We start from the raw sequence: 19,345 nt of genomic DNA, 5'->3' as shown, positions 1-19,345 counted from the left end.
GTGGCAAAATGAACGCAAACCATGAACATAACTTTTAATAAATGAACGGTAGAATCCTATATCTATCTTTCCCCCATTCGTGATAAGTTTCCCCAACTGACATATAGAGCATTCTTTCTTCAATCCGGATACGGTATAAGAGAGCCGGGACAATGAGTAGAATGGATAGTAAAATGCCGCCCCACGTGCCTATGTATAATGGAAATCCTATCATGATCAATAGAAGTCCAGTATATAGTGGATGGCGTAATAAACGATAGGGACCAGAACTAACAAGATCTACTTTGCTTTCTACCACTACGTTTCTAGAAAAAAAGCGTCCTAGTTCTTGAATACCCCAATATCTTAATACAATCCCACTTCCATAAAGAAAGAGCCCAAAAACTTGATTAAATATGTTGTTTTGAAATGTGAATAGACCAACCCCACTAACATAGAGCGTTCCTATAATCACACCAGAGATCGCTAACAAAATAAAAACAAAGGACCGCTTCTCAGAAGAAGAGGTTTCTGTGTTTTTCTTTCCTCGTTTCATGATAAATTCACTCACCCATAAAACCGAAAGCAGAATGAATAATACATCAATTACACTCATGGCGCTCCCCCTTTATTATACCTTAATCAGCAGTATACCAGACTTCAATCCTTACTGTCTGACATAGATAGGGGCTTTGTATAAAACAGTCACTTTATACAATCCCACAAATGAAAACCCTTACATTAAGCAAAAGTTCTCCACTATACTTATACAACTTCGCGAATAAAATGGATATTATTGTAAACAATTCATGTTTTTCACTTCTTATATGGAGTGGTGAGCAAGCCTCTCATCTTCTAAGCGTATGTTAAACGAGTTTAGAGCAAACATCGTCCATATTCTTAGTTATTCTCCACTTATTCGGACTATTTGGGCAAGTCTTGTTGTCAGCACATAAGCGTTTGTTATACTCATAGAGTCAATTGATTAAAGCAATCACACATTTAACGGCAAGTTATATAGGAGTGAAATAATGAATCTAAACGACGAAAAGAAACGAATCGTAATTAAAATCGGAAGCAGCTCTTTAACGAGCAGACTCGGAGACATTAGCCGAAGAAAACTTGAACGACTAGTAGATGACATTGTAATGCTTAAAGATGAAGGACATGAAGTACTTCTTGTATCTTCTGGCGCAGTAGCTGCTGGATATCGCAGACTAGGATGCTTAGAACGTCCAACATCACTTTCAGAAAAACAGGCCGCTGCATCAATCGGTCAGGGACTGTTAATGGAAGCTTACTCAGAACGTTTCATATCTCACGGCTACACTGCTTCACAAATTCTGATTACGCGCAGTGACTTTTCTGATCGGAAAAGATACAACAACGCAAGAAACACTATTAATGTACTTTTAGAACGTGGAATCGTTCCAATTGTTAATGAGAATGATACTGTAACAGTTGAACGTCTAAAATTCGGAGATAATGATACCCTTTCAGCTAAAGTCGCTGCACTTGTGAGTGCCGATCAGCTTATTATTCTTTCTGATATAGATGGACTGTATAGTGAAGATCCGAGAAAGAACCCAGATGCTAAACTGTTAGAGCACGTAACTGAAATTACTCCAGAAATCGAAGAATCTGCCGGAGAACCTGGTAGCTCTGTCGGTACTGGTGGCATGAGATCGAAAATTGATGCAGTTAAGATTGCTATGGCATCAGGTACACCTTCTTTCCTTGGAAACGCAACAACTAAAGGAATTATTTATAATGCTGTGCATCAAACAGCAACTGGAACTTACTTTACCCCAGAAGGTCAAACCGAGCTTGATAACAAGAAACAATGGATAGCCTTCAATTCAGGTCCTGAAGGTGAAGTCATCGTGACTGATAAAGCAAGCTCTGAGATTTCTGAACATGAACGCAGTCTTCAACCTGTAGGCGTTCATTATGTACACGGGCACTTTAAGCCAGGGGCAGTTGTGAAACTGACGGACATGGATGGTGAAGAAATAGGTCTTGGTGTTACAAACTATTCTTCCAAGCATTTGAAAATGATTAAAGGACTTCCAACTGAAGAAATATCTGAGCTTATCGATATTTCAGTGAAAGAAGCCGTTCATATTAATGATTTTGTTTATCACGATCAGTTAGCTATTCCACTCGGTTCATAATAAAAAGAACGATGATTGTAAGGGGTTTTTCCCCCTTCATCGATCTTCATTAAAGCTTTAGGGTCAGTTAATTCTAATCTTGTCATTTAGATGAACCTATATTTTAAGATTAGCGTTTTACTGCCCAATACGTATGAGATAAAATAGAAGAAAAAAATATAGGAGGCGTTTGATGACTACTCTAGATCCGATTAAAGTAAATGTAAAAGAACAAGCAAAGCAAGCACAGGTGGCTTCCAAAGCCCTCTCCTTGCTTACAACTGAGGAAAAAAATCAGGCACTATTGATTATTGCTGATGAGCTCGAAAAAGAAACAGATTATATCCTAAATGAAAACAAGAAAGACCTTGAGCGCGGTAAAGATAAAGGATTTACAGAAGCGTTTATGGATCGTTTAAGCTTATCTAAAGAACGCGTAGCAGACTTTGCTAATGGTCTTCGCGAAGTGGCCGAGCTAGAAGATCCGGTTGGAGAAGTCATTTCTGATTGGTCACTTGATAACGGCATGCAAGTCGAACAAGTCCGCGTCCCGCTCGGCGTTATTGGTATGATTTATGAAGCACGTCCAAATGTAACCGTCGATGCGACGGGTCTTGCACTTAAATCAGGAAACGCTATCGTCCTCAAAGGTGGTTCTAACGCTCTTAATTCCAACAAAGGAATTGTTCGCGTGATTCATGAAGCACTTCCAAAAACAAAAATCCCTGTAGACGCGGTTCAACTAATCGCTACAACTGATCGCGAAGCAACGAGTCAACTCTTTACGATGAAAGAACACATTGATGTTCTAATTCCCCGTGGAGGCGGCGCCCTAATTAATACAGTCGTGAACAATGCAACTGTCCCAGTACTAGAGACAGGCGTAGGTAACTGTCATATTTATTTTGATCAGTCAGCTGAAGCTGAGAAGGCAATAAACATCTTGATTAATGCCAAAACAGATCGGCCAGCTGTATGTAATGCAGTTGAAACACTAATCGTTCACAAGAAATGGCTTGAAGAAAATCTGAACGTTCTTGAAAAATCACTAGCTGATCATAACATTAAAGTTCATGGTGATGAGCATATCGTAAATACGTTTAAAGATGCTGTACTTGCTGATGAAGATGACTGGAGTAACGAATACCTTGGTCTCGAAATTGCAATCAAAACAGTCGAAAACACTGAAGAGGCAATTGATCATATTGAAAAGTATGGCACGAAGCATTCTGAAGCGATTATTACAGAAGATGCCAAATCTGCATCCCTATTCCGCAGTCTTGTAGATGCAGCAGCAGTTTATCACAATGCATCTACTCGCTTTACAGACGGCTCTGCTCTAGGCTTTGGTGCGGAAATCGGTATTTCCACCCAAAAGCTACATGCCAGAGGACCTATGGGTCTCCCTGCTTTAACAACGATTAAATATTGCATGACAGGTACTGGACAAATCAGATAAACGTACTCTAGACCACCCTTTAAAGAAAAGGGTGGTTTTTTCTATGAAGTAGTAGCCATTGAAGATTCTACTATACTGAGCATAACTTTCGTGTAATCTTAAGCTTCCCCTTATAATAGCTCCATACACACGATAGAAGAGAGGATGATAATCATGACATATGAAAACTTATATACTTCAGAAATGCTAGGAAAGATTTCATTAAAAAATCGCTTTATCGTCGCTCCAATGACAAGAATAACGGCAACAAATGACGGAAGCGCAACAACAACAATGCGGGATTATTATAAGCGTTTTGCAAAAGGAGGTTTTGGTGCTATCATCACTGAAGGCATCTATACGGATGAAAGATATAGCCAGGGATATGTTAACCAGCCTGGGTTAACAAATAAAAACCACATTGAGACGTGGAGAAATATCACTTCTGCCGTTCACGAGTTCGGGACTCCAATTATTGCCCAACTGATGCATGCAGGTGGACAAAGTCAAGGGAATGAATATTATGATGTAACTGTTGCTCCTTCTAATATTCCTCCCAAAGGAGAACAGCTTGGCTTTTATGGAGGATCAGGTCACTTTGATACACCAACACCTCTTTCGATCGACGATATTAAGGAAGTGAGACACTCCTTTATCAGTGCTGCCCGTCATGCAAAAGAAGCTGGATTTGATGGTGTTGAAATTCACGGAGCCAACGGATATCTTCTTGACCAATTCTTAACAGACTATTTAAACCATCGAAACGATGAATATGGTGGATCACTTAAAAACAGGCTGAAACTTCTAGTTGAAGTGATTGAAGATGTTCGAAATGAAGTAGGAGAAGTCTTTACAGTTGGCATTCGTTTATCTCAAATCAAAGTTGCTGACCCGGCTTATAAATGGCCTGAAGGCGAAAAATCTGCCAAAACCATTTTCTCCATTCTAGAAAAAGAGCTTGATTACATCCACGTCACAGAACCTGATGCAACTCTATCTGCATTTGGAGAGGGAACGAAAACGTTAGCTGCGGCAGCGAAAGCCTTCAGTTCCATTCCAGTGATCGCAAATGGACAATTAGGTGATCCAGATAAAGCAAGTAACCTTATCGGAAGCAAAGAAGGTGATTTTGTTAGCCTTGGTACTAGCGCTCTCGCAAACCCTGACTATCCAAACCGTCTTTCAACCGGAAAAGAGTTAAAACCATTCGATTTCGAAAGTACTCTTCTTCCGCTTGCTTATATTAAAGAACATGAATTGAAAGAAGAGATCATCAGAAATTAACTCTATAGTCCTCCCTCTCCAAATTGGTGGAGAGGGATTTTTTTCATTTTTCCATTAATACCTCTCAGACTATCGATACCAACCATATTATATAAATCATTGAAATCATTTTTTTGCCTTTGATTCTCCATTTCATAGTCTTTGTCATTCAAAGTTCTTTCTTAACTAAACTAACTGGTCCCTACTATAATACCTTTTATTTTGCTCGTATCTTTTCTTCAAGTACACTGGGCATATAACAAAACTAAGGAGGAAGCAGCATGTCATCCATTTCTACAGAGCACATTAAAAACACAAGAAGCTACCTTCGGAAACAAACATTGCAAATGATTATTGAGCAATTTGATTCAACATTGATGAACCTTACAAAAGGAGAGCGCAAAACGAAATATCAAAAAATGAGCGAAAATCCTTTTAGTTTCTTTCGTGGCAGCGCCTATTTGTACTACTATGATGTAACACAAATTCCATTTCATTATCACACCCCAAGTGATAAACCTACCTGGTTAATGGGAGATCTTCATTTCGATAACTTTAGTGCTTTTCGAAATGAAGATGGTGAAAACGTCTTTGATGTAGATGATTTTGATGAAGGATACCTAGGTTCTTATTTGTACGATTTACTCAGAATGGCTGTAAGTATACGTTTGTATGCTGAAGATCTGGGTTATTCAGAAGAAGATCAAGATAATTTGGTTAGTGTCTATATAGAAAATTACGTAAAGCAACTTCAACAGTTCGAAGAAGCAAACGTAAATCCAGTTGAACTTCAATTTACCCAGCAAAATACAGAAGGTCCGATCAAGGGCACATTAGTAGAATTAGAAACCCACTCCTCTACTGATGCACTTGAGAAACAAACATTTATTAATAACGATGGAAATCGTCAATTTATCCGTAAGAAGGATAAAGTAAATGAACTTGAAGATTCGGAGAAAAATTTAATCATAACAGCATGGAGCTCCTATACCACCACTTTAAAAGATGAAGTGGACAATAATCTGAGACATTATGAAATAAAAGATATGGTAGAGATTGTTGGAGCAGGAGTGGGCTCTACTGGACTTAAACGTTATCTTATTCTGGTACAAGGTGTTAACACGGAAGATCATATGACTGACCTTATCCTTGAAGCAAAAGAAGCTCGTACTCCTATTCCTGCTTATTTCTTTCCATACGATCAAGCATTCTGGGATACAAATAAACATGAAGGGTTACGCGTAATTAAGACCCAAAAAGCGATGCATCATAAGCAAGATCCGCACCTTGGTTATATCACGATAAACGATAAAGAATTCTATGTACGAGAAAAATCACCTTACTCAGCTGAAATTGAACCAGATCATATTCGAAACTATCCTGAATTTAAACAAACTGTTACAACGATGGCAAAGATTTCTGCCAAAATTCATGCACGTGCTGATTCTGATATCGATCACCACTACTTAACATATCATAGCGAAACAGAAATCCTTAATGTTATCGATACTTGGGAAAATCTTCGTAATGAAGTGAACCACTGGGCCTCTTTTTATCAGAATCGCGTAAAAAAAGATTTTACTATTTTCAAAGAATGGCTTAAAGAGAAAAATGAATAGAAAAAAGCCTACCAAATATTATTGGTAGGCTTTTTTGTTATGATTATTGTTCTTTGATCTTTTTGAATCATTGATCAGCTCAATAAGAGGATTCATTAGATGACACAGGATGTTGATAATGCAATATGGCTGTTAGTAACGCTTTACACTGAGGTAGCGCAAATTGAATGATCTTACCAAGCATAAAAGCAATGATAATACTGCCAATACCAACTGGTCCTCCCAGCATCCAACCGAGGAGTAACACAGTAATTTCGATACCATTTCTAACCCAATCAATGCGCCAACCTGTCTTTTCAACAATGAGTAACATAATACCATCGCGGGGTCCAGCACCGAGACCAGACGTTACATATAAACCAATACCGTAACCTAGCACAACAACACCGACAATGAATATGACGGCTTGTGCCAGCAATGTTTCAGGATCTGGTAAAACATATAAGAAGAAATCAATAAATAATCCCAGTAACAGCATATTTAGAAAGGCTCCCACTTTCGGAAGTGACCTTGTATAAAGTGAAGTGAAGCTTAGTATAATAAAGCCAGTTAGGATAGACCAGCTTCCGATCGTTAATCCAAACTGCTTAAATAATCCATAGTGAAAAACATCCCAGGGACCAATTCCAAATGTTTTCCCCTTAATGGTCATTGCAATCCCTAGACCAAGAACAGCGAGACCTACGAAAAAGAAACTCCACCGAATGATTTTATTTCGCATTGAAAAGCCCCTCTCAAACAATACAATTTCAAACCTTTGAAACTATATCATAAGAAAGAAAACATAAAAACCACTCGGGAAACTAGGTTATAAAGTTGAAGATCATCTTCTATTTTATGTATCTTTCATTAAGGATAAAAAAACTGCCTGATTTTTTAACCAGGCAGTCATCTTTTATTTAATTAGTCCATTACCGTTACAGTAACTGTTTTACGACCAAAGTCTAGTGCATCTTGTTGGTCGGCCATGAATAGATCAACTCGATTACCTTGGATTGCGCCGCCAGTATCACCAGCAACTGCTTCTCCGTAACCTTCTACATATACTTTAGAACCTAGTGGGATTACATCAGGGTCAACAGCGATCACTTTTTGATTTGGATTAGCTCTCAAATCAATACCAGTTGCTGTTACACCAGAGCATCCTGTACAGAAAGCAGTGTAAGCTGTTGCTTCCATCTGAATTTCTTGTCCACTTGCCTGTGAAGACTTACTTTCAGTGTTTGATTCTTTTGCAGGCGTGGAATTAGAAGTAGTAGATGTTTGTACTGCTTCTTTATTAGCTGTTTCTTTCGGTGCTGGAGCACTACCACCGTTTAGTACAGACCACGTGTTCTTACCTGCAATACCATCTACTGATAGACCATTGTCAGCTTGGAACGCACGAACTGCTTGTTCAGTGATAGGACCATAAATTCCGTCTACTGTATAGTTATAATAACCGCCAAGCTCTTCTTGTAGTGCTTGTACCTGGTGACCGTGATCACCTTGAACGAGCGTACGCATAGCTTGTCCATTATTTACGCTTTGCATTGCTGAAAATGTATTTGGACCTGCGATACCATCAACTGAAAGACCGTGCTCTTTTTGGAATTGCTTTACAGCACCTTCAGTAATAGATCCGTAGTATCCTGTAGATTCATCATAGTTGAAATACCCCTTGGCAGACAGTACATCCTGTAACTCGACAACGTCGCCGTGTTTTTCACCATAAGAAAGTGTTTGATCTCCTAGTGCCGCTTCTGAAACTACTGGACTAGCAAACATCATTCCAGCTAGTGCTGTGGATGTAACCACGTTTCTTACAATGTTTTTACGAGCTACCATGTATACATTCCTCCTGAGAGTTTTTAATATTGGTGTTGGTTTGTTTATCTCTCAATCACCCATGTTCCACATGATAACAGGCAAATATAACACAGTGATTTTAGTCCAATAACAAGTCAGTTACATAAATATGACAGATTAATACGGTTTTTATAAACTTTGCACAATATAGTACTTAATACCTATTTACGTTATGTGATTATGACAATTATGTCAACAAACTAGTAAAAACCCCTTTTTTAGGTTCTTCAAAAAGAACAAAATTAAATGAATTCTTTTCAAATATGCTATTGCATTCCCTTCACAAGGTCTTTTATCCTATTATTTTCATTTCATTATTAACTTTCTTTACTTGAAATGGCGTATCTAATTCATAAAGCCTTCTGTAGCGGTCACTCGACACGAGCAGCTCATCATGCTTTCCTTCCATTACAATTTCACCTTCATCCATGAACAGAATTTGGTCCATTCTTTTCATTCCAACAAGGTGGTGTGTAACCCAAACAACGGTTTTTCCCTCAAGAACTTGAAAAATAGTAGAGAGTAATTCCTGTTCCGTTCGAGGATCAAGAGCAACAGTAGGTTCATCCAGGAGGACGATCGGTGCTTCTTGCAACAAAATACGAGCTAGCGCAATTCTTTGACGCTCTCCTCCCGAGAATCTCGTTCCCGCTTCTTCCATAGAAGTTTGATAACCTTCAGGTAATGCAACAATAAAATCATGAAGTTGGACGCTTTTCGCCGCTTCATATACCTCTTCATCTGTAGCAGATGGCTTCCCGAGTCGAAGATTATTCAATACCGATGTATCAAAAAGATAAGGCTGTTGATTAAGTACACTTAACTGTTGTTTATTCCCATTAGACAGAGCTGTCTCTAAACCGTTTATAGACACACTACCTTCAGAAGGAGAATAGATTCCTTTCATAAGCTTAAGAAGACTCGTTTTACCAGAACCACTCGGACCAAGAATAGCAAGCTTTGTTCCCTGAGGTATTTCTAGATTGATATTTTTAAGTATCAATTGCCCTTCTTTCGTTTGATAACTAACCTTATCAAAGTTAAGATGACTGTTCTTCCAAACGCTCATATCATCATATTCTTCCTCAGAAGACTTCTCCAATGACAATCCTTTCAATCGATTAATCGAATCTTCATATCCTGGAAGTTCACTCACAGCATCAGAGAGTGGAAGAAAGGCCTCTGTTAATGGAAAGAGAATAAGAACAAATGCGGCAATTAGCGTATGGGAAATCTGTCCATCCATACTCTGATTACCTGTCCAAACAAGCATAGATAAAACAATGATTGCAACCACACACTGAGCAGCAAAATTTCGATAAGAAACAAAAGCAGACCGCCGTCTCTCTTCCCTATAAATCTCCGCATCATCCTTTTCCACATTTTCAATAAACGTTTTCTGGTGACCGCTAAAGACCCAGTCTCCAATTCCAACCACACCATCTGTTAGCGTGCTGTATTGAGAGCTACGACGACTTTTTAGCATTGCTACATTTTTACGGGTAACTAATAAGGACACTAAAGGAAAGAGAAAGACGAGAATAAAGCCATAGATGGCCATTAATCCCGCAAATACCCAGGAGAAAGTCCCAAGCATTCCTATCGCGACTGCATATAAAAAGATAGCGATCACAGAAGGGAAGATCGTCTTTACGTAAGCATCTTGTAAATATTCAATGTCCTCGGCCATCACACCAAGGAGATCTCCTGTTTTTATACTGCCTCCTTCTTTTAAAACTCTCGGCTCAATGGTTTCGTATAATCGAGAGCGCATATGTGAAAGAATCTTTAGAATAATATGGTGACCTAGCAACTTCTCACTATACCTTGAAACAGCACGCAATATACCAAATGTCCTTACCGCAACAATTGGCACATAGATTAATAGAAGGTTTTCCGGTCTAGTGGCAGCTTTAGAAATGAGAAATCCGGATGTAAACATAAGAAAGGCTGCTGAGATAGCTGTGACTAAACCAAGCAGAATGACAAGCGAGAAGAGCTTTGCATTCTCTTTTAAATAGGGAAGGATCCATCCTTTTTTCTCCATTATGAGACCCCCTCTATTTGCAAACACACCATTTGATAGTAGCTACCTCTTCTAGACATGAGATCTTCATGAGTACCAAACTCAACCACTTTACCCTTTTCAAGCATAAGAATCAGATCCATCTCTCTCATCCAATGCAGACGGTGCGTGGCCATGAAAACAAGTTTATCTTCTAATAAGGGAAGGATCTTTTTCTTTATCTCGTATTCTGTTTCAACATCAAGCTGGGCTGTTGGCTCATCTAGAAGTAGAATGGAGCGATCTTCAAGAAATGCGCGAGCTAACGCAATTCTCTGAGCCTGACCACCACTTAATTCTCTTCCGCCCTCCCCGATCTTTTCGTTTAAACCATTAGGAAGATGATCAAGGACTTTCCTCAAACCAGCTGCCTCTGCTGCGCGTTCGACCGCTTCTAATGAAGCATTTTGATTATAGAAACGGATATTATTTGCTAAAGTATCATGAAAAAGATGAGGGTGCTGCGGGATATAGAATAACTGCTTCTGCCATTCATCATGCTTTAGATGGTTCAATTCCTCCCCATTTATCTCAATAGACCCCTCACTTCCTTCAAGAAATCCTCCCAATATGTCAATCAAGGTCGATTTACCAGAACCACTTTCTCCAATGATCCCTATTTTCTGCTTTCCTTTTACTGAAAAAGAGACGTTTTGAATAGCATTTCTTTCATTTCCATAATCTACGGAAAGATTTTGAATCGTTAAAAGATCTTTATCAGACCAATAAGGAATCGCTCCATTCTCTTCTTTAAAACCTGGTGTTTGCATCAAATCCAATAACCTTCTTCCTGCTTCTTGTCCATCCAACGTTGCATGATAATCATTTCCTAGTTCACGAACTGGAAGAAAAAATTCAGGAGAAAGAATTGAAATCGTAAGAGCGGGCATTAAAGATATCTCTCCTTCTACAAGGCGCAATCCAAGAAATACAGCTACTGTAGCGATTCCTAACATTGTAAAAAAGTCGAGAGCAAACGAAGAGAGAAAAGCTACTCGCAGCGTACTCATCGTCGATTTTCGATACTTCTCACTCACTTCTTGAATGCTTCTGGCGTGTTTTCCACTTAATCCAAGATACTTCAACGTTTCAAGTCCACGAAGGGAATCAACAAAATGATTGGATAAAATACGATGTGTGCTCCACTGCTTATCCGCCTTCTTCTTCGCAGCTAATCCAAGTAAGATCAGAAAGCCAATCAATATTGGTAGAGTGAGACTTAAAGTAATAGCTGATGTCACATCAAGAGTCCAAATATAGATAAGAACAAGCGGAGCGACAATAAGCATGGCCGTTAATTTAGGAATAAATAACTCTAAATAAAGACGGAATTGTTTTGCCCCGTCAATTAATAACGTAACAAGGTTGCCAGTTCCCCATTTCGCTGCATAGCGTGGACCTAACGCAAACAATTTTGCAATGGCATCTTTCTTTAAAGAAGCAGCCGTTTGAGCAGCATAACGATCGATTACTTTGGTCATAATCACCTTAACAAGATGCCTGATGATAAAAGCAGCGAGAAAGAGCGACACAACGAATAAAATTCGTTGCAGTGCTTCTCCATCAAAGAGACTTGTAACTGCTTTTGCAAGCCATTTCGCCTGCAGGATAATCATGGTCCCTTGAATAACGGTTAATAGTGTTAGGATAAACAACACCTTTTTGATGTTATTTAATTGAAATAGAATTTTCCCCATTAGTAAACCATATCCTTACCATCTACACGCTTCCTGAAAACATAATAGCTCCAGATTTGATAACCAAGGACAAATGGAAGTAGCGTGAGCGCCACGATGGTCATCACCTTTAATGAATAGTTTCCAGAAGAAGCATTATAAACGGTTAAATTATAAGCGGCATCGATTGAGCTAATCATTACGCGTGGGAATAACGCTGTAAATATGGTGGAAATCGTTAATGCGATCCCTGCGCCAGTCATTCCAAATGCCCACCCATCACGCTGCTTTTTCAAAAATACGATCGCCAAAAAATAACTGAGTACTATCAGTGCAATAAGCGTTACACTTACAACACCGCGATTGCTGAATAAATCTGTTTCGAAATAAGAAAGTCCAACAAAAGCAACTAATGAAGCCAGTACACCATAAATCACTTTGCTCGCTAATTCTCGCGCACGCTTCTGAAGATCCCCAATAGTTTTCAGAGTGAGAAAGACAAGTCCATGTAAGAAACAAAGCATGGTCACTGTTATCCCACCCAATACCGTGTATACATTGACATAATCACTGAAACCCGCATGGATATTCATTTGTTCATCAATTGGCATTCCCCTTAAAATACTTGTAAAAAGAACCCCAAACAGAAATGGCGGCATGATACTTCCAACGAATACAACCCAGTCCCATGACTTGATCCACTTAGGGGTATCCACCTTTCCACGAAATTCAAAGGCAACTCCACGGCCGATAAGCGCAAGAAGGACAAACACAAACGGTATATAATAACCGCTGAACATCGTTGCATACCAATGTGGAAACGCCGCAAAGATGGCGCCTCCTCCTGTTAATAACCATACTTCATTCGCATCCCAGAATGGTCCAATCGTGTTCACCATTATTCGCCGCTCTAGCTCATTTCTTCCGAGGAAACGACTGGCCATACCCACACCGAAGTCAAACCCTTCGAGAAAGAAAAACCCAACAAACAAAACAGCAACGAGTATAAACCACAGTTCATTAAGTGCGATCATAAATAGGCCCCCTGATCAAACGGATCAACTGCCACTTCTTTGTCCTCATGAGCAGTATGTTCTGATCCCTTTTTAATTTCACGAACGAATAAGTAAACGAGTAAGATAGCGAGAATCGTATAAATCGCAGTAAACGATAGGAATGAGAAAAGCAATGACGCCTTTGATACGTTTGGAGAGACAGACGCAGAAGTCGTCATCAACCCAAATACCGTCCACGGTTGACGTCCGATTTCCGTCATAATCCATCCAGCTGAGTTCGCAATAAATGGAAACGAAATGAGCCATACCATTCCTTTTAAGTAAAATTGGCTACCCTCAAGCTTTTTGTAGAAATTTAGTAACAACCCGAGGAATGAAGTGAAAATCATTAGCATTCCAGCACCCACCATAATGCGAAAGCTCCAGAAAGTCGTTTTAACTGGAGGAATATAATTCCCCTCTCCGTATTTTTCTTCATATTCTTTTTGCAAGGTCTTCATACCCGGTACTTCACCACTAAATTCTTCATAAGCAAGGTAACTGAGTGCATAAGGTATGTTGATTTCAAATGAATTTTCTTGATTTTTGGAGTCAACCAACGCGAAAGCCGTCCAGGCTGCTGGATCTCCACTGTCTTCCCATAGCGCTTCACTAGCCGCCATCTTCATTGGCTGTGATTCCATTAAATGCTTCGCCTGTGCATGGCCACTAAACGCAACACCCATACCTGAAACAAATGCGACAATCATGGCAATGTTAAATGACTTTCTAAAAAATTCGACTTCCTGTTTACGGAGAATTTTATACGCACTCACGCCTCCAATAAAAAAAGAACCGGTTGCAAGTGCACCAAAGATTACGTGTGGAAATTCGACGAATAGCTGGGGGTTCGTAAGGAGTGCGAAGAAATCATTCATCTCTGCTCTTCCGTTTCGAATCACAAAACCTACTGGTTCCTGCATAAATGAATTCGCTGCTAAAATCCACAACGCTGACATCAACGTTCCGAGTGAGACGAGCCAAATACACATTAAATGAAGTTTCTTCGATAACCGCTCCCATCCAAAAATCCATAAACCAATAAACGTTGATTCCATAAAGAAGGCCAGCAACGCTTCAATCGCAAGGGGAGCTCCAAACACATCTCCAACAAATCGAGAATACTCAGACCAGTTCATCCCAAACTGAAATTCCTGGATAATCCCCGTCACTACCCCAACAGCAAAGTTAATGAGAAACAAGTGTCCCCAAAACTTTGCCATCCGTTTATACACTTCTTCTCCTTTCACAACGTATAACGTCTCCATGACCGCCACTAGAAAGACAAGCCCAATAGACAACGGAACAAACAAAAAGTGAAAAATCGTTGTTGATCCGAATTGTAGTCTTGCTAAAAATAGTTCACTCATACTAAATTCCCCTCAATCCTCTCTAATGACTATTCACACATGCACAAAGTAACAAATACATAAATAATCATTATTTAGATAAATTCTCCTATGACCAAAGTCTCTTTTAACTTCTTCCTTAGATTACCTCAGACGCTAAAATGAGTGAGCAGATGAATTTGAACGGTTTTTGTCTGTCCTGTGTGCGAATTTCGACAGTTGAATCAGAAAGAAGAAGAAAAGTGAGGGATATCACAGACTGAAGAGAAAAGAGTTTACATTCGACAAAAAAGAACATTATTCGGGTGGTGACAGGCACTTTTCCTCAATTAACCATTGCTTTAAGCATCGCAAATACGATATATTTGATTTTGTGTTTTTAAAATCAAAAGCGCTTTCATAGATCACTTAAAGAAGTGAGATCCACGCCACGGTGGATACGATGAAGCTAGAGTTTAACTGGAGGCAAATGTTCAATGAAAATGTACTTATATCCATTGCTTGTCATTATCGGTGCAAGCAGTTACGGAGTTGTTTCAACTATTATTAAATTAGCGATGGGAAGCGGATTTACAGCATCTGAAGCCGTTACGAGCCAATTCTTTATCGGCTTTGTAATTGCAGTACTCATCTTTCTCATCACAAACCGACAAAAACTAAGTTTCGCTGGAATTAAAATTCTAATTTTCGCAGGGGTTTTTACAGGCTTAACTAATATTCTCTATGGGCAATCATTAAATTATTTACCAGCCTCTCTGGCTGTCGTACTGCTCTTTCAATTCACATGGATCGGCATGCTGATTTCAAGCATTACGAAACGTCAGCTTCCAACAAGGATGGAAATGCTATCACTTGTTATTTTAATCGGTGGAACGATACCGGCTGCGGGACTTATTGATGCAGATTTATCTAACATCCCTTTTCAAGGCTGGTTATGGGGACTTGGAGCTGCACTTTGTTATTCACTCTTCCTTTATTTTAATGGGAAAGCGAACGCCAAAATGAATACGTCAAATCGATTAGTCATTGTCTCGTTTTTTGCATTCCTGATGTCAGCAGTTTTTCAATCTCCAGAAATCGTTTGGAACGGTACACTTTTCGCAGAAGGACTATGGCTATACGGAATCGCACTAGGCTTATTTGGAATGATCATCCCGGTGTTCCTATTTTCGATCGCCATTCCCAAGGTGGGCTTAGGTAAGTCCTCGATTCTTAGTGCAATTGAACTGCCAATCGCTGTCATGGTTTCCGTCATCTTATTAAGTGAAACAGTATCTGTCCTGCAAATAACGGGTATTGTGATCATTATCATCGGAATGACGCTGCCCACTCTATTCAGCGAAAATATAAATCTTACTCGCAGAAAAATAGTCGAACAACAATAGCAAAAACACCTCGTCCAAAAAGGATGAGGTGTTTTCGTATAGTAGCTTAGTAATCTATTTAAACTCCATTGGTCCAACATTCATTTCAAACGAACCATTTTGGTACAAAAGCGGTGATCGCTCCGTACCGCTTTTCGAATATTTCTCAACATGACTAACGCTCATATCAAGCGGATCAGTAAAATCAATCTTAGCAATAGCCACCCAATAAGCAAAGTTATTCTTTTCAAATAGAGGAGAGGTCACTGTTTGCCCCATTTGATTATCAACAACTGCCTTTGCCTTCATAGACTTAAAACTTCCAATGCCATTTGATATCGCACTATACGCTGAAAACAGCACGTATTTTAGCTCAGACGGTTTATGTACAACCACCGTTTCCTTCCCTGCTCCCTGTGCATCACCATCTAACGTAATATACGGTTCTTTATGAGCATGCCCTGGTGTTCGATAATATACTTTTCCTTCTGTTCCGTCTTTAAGGACGTAAAAACAGTAAAGATCCAGATCTTTTTTACTTTTCCATTCTAGCGTAGCGACTACTTTCTCGGACTTACGAATGGAGATCGCTTCTTTTTTCTTCAAAGTGACTGTTAGAGGGACAACCGCTTCTTGTGAAGACTGAACGGGCTGGCTTTGAATAGGATCTGGCTGCTTATGGTTATCTTTGTTACTTTCAACCTCAATGCCAAAATTCTCACACAGCGCTGCGAGTCCGCCGAAGAAACCACTACCTACCGCATTAAACTTCCAATCTCCGTTATGTAAATATAACTCGCCTACAACGATGGCTGTCTCTTTCGTTAATTCTTCACCAAATGTAAATGAAACGAGGTTCTCTCCTGTAGATTTGTCTGCAATACGAAGTGATAATGAGGAAACTTGACCAAAATTCTGGGCTCGTTCTTCCCCCTCGTGGATCGTGAGTGTAAAAGCAACTTTCTGAATGTCAGACGACACCTTCTGTAAAGAGATGTGTGTTTCATTCTGATTATCCCCCTGTTTGAACTGCTTCACACTTTGGTCAATACTTACCGGCTGCCCATAAAATATGAAACTCTCATCGCCACTACATTTGCCTGTTTCATTTAATAGGAATGCAGCGGCGTCTACTTCAATTGATTGATGTTCGTTTTGCCATTCTATCATTATATTAAGATCCGATACGCTTCTCCCTTTTGTAATAGGTACTTTTTGACCTCTACTTATGTTCATTCATTCTCCCCCTGCTTGATTAACTGTTTAGTTACATCAATTTAAAATCTTTTTCATAATAAATGTCTAACTCTAAATACAACTTACCATTTACCGGTTCAATTTAATTCCAATCTGCTAATTTATACAAAAATGAGTATTTAGTCTGTATAGCAACTTGTGAAAGTCATAGCAATCAGGGGTTACAACACCTCCCTACATTTTTAAATTCATAGGATACACACTCAAAAATTCCATATCTTATATTATTCATCCATATTTTACATTTTAATGTTTATTAACTGGAAATTTAGGGGTATTATGTCATAGTATATAAGTTACATTTTTTGACGATGTGTGTATTAAACCTATCAAGTTATTACAAATTATGCTAATTATATATAAGAAAGACTGATGCAGTTCTGTAGGAATAATGCACACATTACTAATTTAAGAGGAGTGATTTTGAATGGCAGGTCAAATTCGCGTAACACCGGAAGAACTTATTACGATGTCTCAACGCTATCAAACAGAAGAAAGTAAAGTAGAAGAACAAATTGGTAATTTAGACAAAATGATTGCTGAGTTAGAAGGTATGTGGGAAGGTGCTGCAAGCCAAGCTTTTAGTGATCAATATCAGTCTCTACGTCCATCGTTCGTAGACATGCAGCGTCTCCTCGCTGATATTTCAACACAACTAGCAAGCACAGCTAGATCTCTTGAAGATGCTGACGCACAAATTGCTAATCAAATTCGCGGATAAGCGATAAAGAATTGATCGGGAGCGCTTAGGCGCTCCTTCCTTATGAGGTGAACTATATGTACATTGAAGTAACGGTCGATCTCCATCGTTACAAAAAAGGTCGCTTTATTGACCTCAGACTATCAAACTATCATTCAGTCAAGAAACTCATTGAAATAGTGTGCCAAACGGAACAAATCCAAACTCCTCCAGATCAAACGGGGTGGGTTAGGCTAGTGAATAAGCATAAGGTAGTAGCCGCTAATGAGAGATTAATTGATGCTGGGATTATGACTGGAGATCGAATTGAAATACTTTGAAGGAGATCACAACCATGTCGAATCAAGTGAAACCCTATCTTGAAACACAAATAGATGCAAAGATTATTAGCGAAAAAGATGTCATTATCTTTCTGTTTCAGAAAGAGAAAATCAAATTCGATGAATTGTCAGAAGTTCATTTCCTAAGCGATATCCATACCGGAATCCCGAAAACAATTGATATGAATGAGGATGAGGTAAGCATCCAGCACAAACTTTCACCTTCCATTATCGCTCTTCCAGCGAAGCTTAAGGAAATGACTGAAAGCGATCGCCTCACAAGTGCCTATCAACTGGTGCAAAAAGTAAAGGACCACCGCTACAAGCGTCTTAACTTAATTATTTGTCCAGATAATCTTGTGCTGGATCAGGGATTGACGCCACATTTTTTACATTTCGGCGTAAAGGAAAGTCTTCCCCCTTATGAGGAAGATCCTGAACGTATTCTTGATGAAACACGAGCAACAGTTGCAGCTATGATGAATCCAGAGCAATCATTTGAACAATACCTACATTATTCTGACACGCTCACACTGTCATCTGAACTAAAACAAGTGCTTCAAGCCAAAACACTTCATGAGCTTCAGCCAATCATTCATTCACAAATTGAACAAATACATAAGAAAGAATCTGAATTCATTAAAGTGAATAAAAAGAAGTGGAAAACAAGTCGTTATTTCCTTCTTGGCGTATCTATTTGCTTACTACCAGCTTTACTCTACTCTCTTTACTCTTTATTTCTTCTCCAACCAAAGCAGGAGAATATCGTCCAGGCACAGGAGAACTTTTTAACGAATGAGTATAGTGAGGTTGTGAACTCACTTCAATCTTATGACATTGACGACATTCCAAAAGTGACGCAATATCAGCTAGCCCTCTCCTATATCATCAATGAATCTCTAACAGATGAACAAAAAGAAAGTGTGCGTAATACGATCTCCCTTCAATCTGACCCAAGGTATTATGAGTATTGGATTCATATTGGACGCGGAGAAGCGGAACAAGCACTTGAAATCGCACGTTATTTAGAAGATCGCGACTTATTAATGTATGGCATATTGAAGCGCAAGGAACAGGTTAAAGCTGATTCAGATCTGGAGAGCGAGAAGAAGCAGCGGATGATCAATGAGTTAGAGCAAGAATTTGAAGAATACGAAAAAGAAATAGAAGAGCAGCAGCAAGAAGAGGAAGAAGCCCAGCAGGAAACAACAAATGAAGAGAATCAACAAGATGACCAGAAAAAAGAAGAGAAATAGATC

General features: G+C 39.2%; 16 protein-coding genes. 8 read left to right on the top strand and 8 right to left on the bottom strand.

All coding sequences use genetic code 11. From position 1 onward, the window contains the following. Window positions 1-34: 34 nt before the first annotated feature. Window positions 35-595, bottom strand: a complete 561-nt coding sequence (locus ABVF21_RS12800; protein WP_371018319.1) for a methyltransferase family protein — start codon at window positions 593-595, stop codon at window positions 35-37. A gap of 415 nt (window positions 596-1,010) precedes the next feature. Here ABVF21_RS12800 and proB point away from each other — a divergent pair, with 415 nt between their 5' ends. The 4 genes from proB to ABVF21_RS12780 all read left to right on the top strand — a co-directional run bounded on the left by proB (window position 1,011) and on the right by ABVF21_RS12780 (window position 6,452). After that, entirely contained in the window at window positions 1,011-2,153 is a 1,143-nt protein-coding gene (proB, locus tag ABVF21_RS12795; RefSeq protein ID WP_194219151.1) for a glutamate 5-kinase, read from the top strand. 172 nt (window positions 2,154-2,325) lie between these two features. Then, the gene (locus tag ABVF21_RS12790) at window positions 2,326-3,591 is read left to right on the top strand and encodes a glutamate-5-semialdehyde dehydrogenase (protein WP_371018318.1); all 1,266 of its coding nucleotides are present in this window, start codon (window positions 2,326-2,328) and stop codon (window positions 3,589-3,591) included. Window positions 3,592-3,744: 153 nt separating this feature from the next. Continuing rightward, entirely contained in the window at window positions 3,745-4,854 is a 1,110-nt protein-coding gene (locus ABVF21_RS12785) for an NADH:flavin oxidoreductase (RefSeq protein WP_371018317.1), read from the top strand. A gap of 260 nt (window positions 4,855-5,114) precedes the next feature. Beyond that, on the top strand, window positions 5,115-6,452 hold the full coding sequence (locus tag ABVF21_RS12780; RefSeq protein ID WP_303535376.1) for a DUF2252 domain-containing protein: 1,338 nt from the start codon (window positions 5,115-5,117) through the stop codon (window positions 6,450-6,452). A gap of 79 nt (window positions 6,453-6,531) precedes the next feature. Here the strand turns inward: ABVF21_RS12780 and ABVF21_RS12775 are convergent, their stop codons facing one another. The 6 genes from ABVF21_RS12775 to ABVF21_RS12750 all read right to left on the bottom strand — a co-directional run bounded on the left by ABVF21_RS12775 (window position 6,532) and on the right by ABVF21_RS12750 (window position 14,466). Continuing rightward, window positions 6,532-7,173: a YczE/YyaS/YitT family protein gene (locus ABVF21_RS12775; protein ID WP_303535377.1), complete on the bottom strand. Its 642-nt coding sequence runs from the start codon at window positions 7,171-7,173 to the stop codon at window positions 6,532-6,534. A 182-nt stretch (window positions 7,174-7,355) separates the two neighbouring features. Beyond that, window positions 7,356-8,279, bottom strand: a complete 924-nt coding sequence (locus tag ABVF21_RS12770; protein WP_303535378.1) for a peptidoglycan-binding protein — start codon at window positions 8,277-8,279, stop codon at window positions 7,356-7,358. 313 nt (window positions 8,280-8,592) lie between these two features. Continuing rightward, window positions 8,593-10,347: a thiol reductant ABC exporter subunit CydC gene (gene cydC, locus ABVF21_RS12765; RefSeq protein WP_371018316.1), complete on the bottom strand. Its 1,755-nt coding sequence runs from the start codon at window positions 10,345-10,347 to the stop codon at window positions 8,593-8,595. Beyond that, window positions 10,347-12,062 carry a thiol reductant ABC exporter subunit CydD gene (gene cydD, locus ABVF21_RS12760; RefSeq protein WP_371018315.1) on the bottom strand — a complete coding sequence of 572 codons (1,716 nt, stop codon included), beginning with the start codon at window positions 12,060-12,062 and terminating at the stop codon, window positions 10,347-10,349. Before cydD ends, cydC begins: the two co-directional genes overlap by 1 nt. Then, window positions 12,062-13,075, bottom strand: a complete 1,014-nt coding sequence (gene cydB / locus ABVF21_RS12755; RefSeq protein WP_371018314.1) for a cytochrome d ubiquinol oxidase subunit II — start codon at window positions 13,073-13,075, stop codon at window positions 12,062-12,064. Before cydB ends, cydD begins: the two co-directional genes overlap by 1 nt. Then, window positions 13,072-14,466 carry a cytochrome ubiquinol oxidase subunit I gene (locus ABVF21_RS12750; RefSeq protein WP_371018313.1) on the bottom strand — a complete coding sequence of 465 codons (1,395 nt, stop codon included), beginning with the start codon at window positions 14,464-14,466 and terminating at the stop codon, window positions 13,072-13,074. The genes cydB and ABVF21_RS12750 overlap by 4 nt, the downstream gene beginning before the upstream one ends. Window positions 14,467-14,927: 461 nt before the next feature. Between ABVF21_RS12750 and ABVF21_RS12745 the strand changes: the two genes are divergently transcribed. Continuing rightward, window positions 14,928-15,830 (top strand): EamA family transporter, encoded by a 903-nt coding sequence (locus ABVF21_RS12745; protein ID WP_371018374.1) that lies wholly within the window; start codon window positions 14,928-14,930, stop codon window positions 15,828-15,830. A gap of 54 nt (window positions 15,831-15,884) precedes the next feature. Here ABVF21_RS12745 and ABVF21_RS12740 read toward each other — a convergent pair whose 3' ends face one another. Further along, window positions 15,885-17,045 (bottom strand): TerD family protein, encoded by a 1,161-nt coding sequence (locus tag ABVF21_RS12740; RefSeq protein WP_371018312.1) that lies wholly within the window; start codon window positions 17,043-17,045, stop codon window positions 15,885-15,887. A gap of 448 nt (window positions 17,046-17,493) precedes the next feature. Here ABVF21_RS12740 and ABVF21_RS12735 point away from each other — a divergent pair, with 448 nt between their 5' ends. The 3 genes from ABVF21_RS12735 to essB are packed head-to-tail and all read left to right on the top strand — an operon-like array spanning window position 17,494 to window position 19,342. Continuing rightward, on the top strand, window positions 17,494-17,787 hold the full coding sequence (locus ABVF21_RS12735) for a WXG100 family type VII secretion target (protein ID WP_159784093.1): 294 nt from the start codon (window positions 17,494-17,496) through the stop codon (window positions 17,785-17,787). Window positions 17,788-17,843: 56 nt separating this feature from the next. Further along, window positions 17,844-18,086, top strand: a complete 243-nt coding sequence (locus tag ABVF21_RS12730; protein WP_303535384.1) for an EsaB/YukD family protein — start codon at window positions 17,844-17,846, stop codon at window positions 18,084-18,086. A 14-nt stretch (window positions 18,087-18,100) separates the two neighbouring features. Continuing rightward, window positions 18,101-19,342: a type VII secretion protein EssB gene (gene essB, locus ABVF21_RS12725; protein WP_371018311.1), complete on the top strand. Its 1,242-nt coding sequence runs from the start codon at window positions 18,101-18,103 to the stop codon at window positions 19,340-19,342. Window positions 19,343-19,345 lie beyond the last annotated feature (3 nt).

This window comes from Pseudalkalibacillus sp. JSM 102089 (assembly GCF_041366475.1).
In the GTDB taxonomy this organism is placed as follows: domain Bacteria; phylum Bacillota; class Bacilli; order Bacillales; family Guptibacillaceae; genus Guptibacillus; species Guptibacillus hwajinpoensis_B.
This window is presented reverse-complemented; position numbering and strand designations above follow the sequence as displayed.

Excerpts from the sequence above, each read along its gene's own strand:
- ABVF21_RS12800 (WP_371018319.1), bottom strand. The coding sequence starts at position 595 with ATGAGTGTAATTGATGTATTATTCATTCTGCTTTCGGTTTTATGGGTG.
- proB (WP_194219151.1), top strand. The coding sequence starts at position 1,011 with ATGAATCTAAACGACGAAAAGAAACGAATCGTAATTAAAATCGGAAGC.
- ABVF21_RS12790 (WP_371018318.1), top strand. The coding sequence starts at position 2,326 with ATGACTACTCTAGATCCGATTAAAGTAAATGTAAAAGAACAAGCAAAG.
- ABVF21_RS12785 (WP_371018317.1), top strand. The coding sequence starts at position 3,745 with ATGACATATGAAAACTTATATACTTCAGAAATGCTAGGAAAGATTTCA.
- ABVF21_RS12780 (WP_303535376.1), top strand. The coding sequence starts at position 5,115 with ATGTCATCCATTTCTACAGAGCACATTAAAAACACAAGAAGCTACCTT.
- ABVF21_RS12775 (WP_303535377.1), bottom strand. The coding sequence starts at position 7,173 with ATGCGAAATAAAATCATTCGGTGGAGTTTCTTTTTCGTAGGTCTCGCT.
- ABVF21_RS12770 (WP_303535378.1), bottom strand. The coding sequence starts at position 8,279 with ATGGTAGCTCGTAAAAACATTGTAAGAAACGTGGTTACATCCACAGCA.
- cydC (WP_371018316.1), bottom strand. The coding sequence starts at position 10,347 with ATGGAGAAAAAAGGATGGATCCTTCCCTATTTAAAAGAGAATGCAAAG.
- cydD (WP_371018315.1), bottom strand. The coding sequence starts at position 12,062 with ATGGGGAAAATTCTATTTCAATTAAATAACATCAAAAAGGTGTTGTTT.
- cydB (WP_371018314.1), bottom strand. The coding sequence starts at position 13,075 with ATGATCGCACTTAATGAACTGTGGTTTATACTCGTTGCTGTTTTGTTT.
- ABVF21_RS12750 (WP_371018313.1), bottom strand. The coding sequence starts at position 14,466 with ATGAGTGAACTATTTTTAGCAAGACTACAATTCGGATCAACAACGATT.
- ABVF21_RS12745 (WP_371018374.1), top strand. The coding sequence starts at position 14,928 with ATGTACTTATATCCATTGCTTGTCATTATCGGTGCAAGCAGTTACGGA.
- ABVF21_RS12740 (WP_371018312.1), bottom strand. The coding sequence starts at position 17,045 with ATGAACATAAGTAGAGGTCAAAAAGTACCTATTACAAAAGGGAGAAGC.
- ABVF21_RS12735 (WP_159784093.1), top strand. The coding sequence starts at position 17,494 with ATGGCAGGTCAAATTCGCGTAACACCGGAAGAACTTATTACGATGTCT.
- ABVF21_RS12730 (WP_303535384.1), top strand. The coding sequence starts at position 17,844 with ATGTACATTGAAGTAACGGTCGATCTCCATCGTTACAAAAAAGGTCGC.
- essB (WP_371018311.1), top strand. The coding sequence starts at position 18,101 with ATGTCGAATCAAGTGAAACCCTATCTTGAAACACAAATAGATGCAAAG.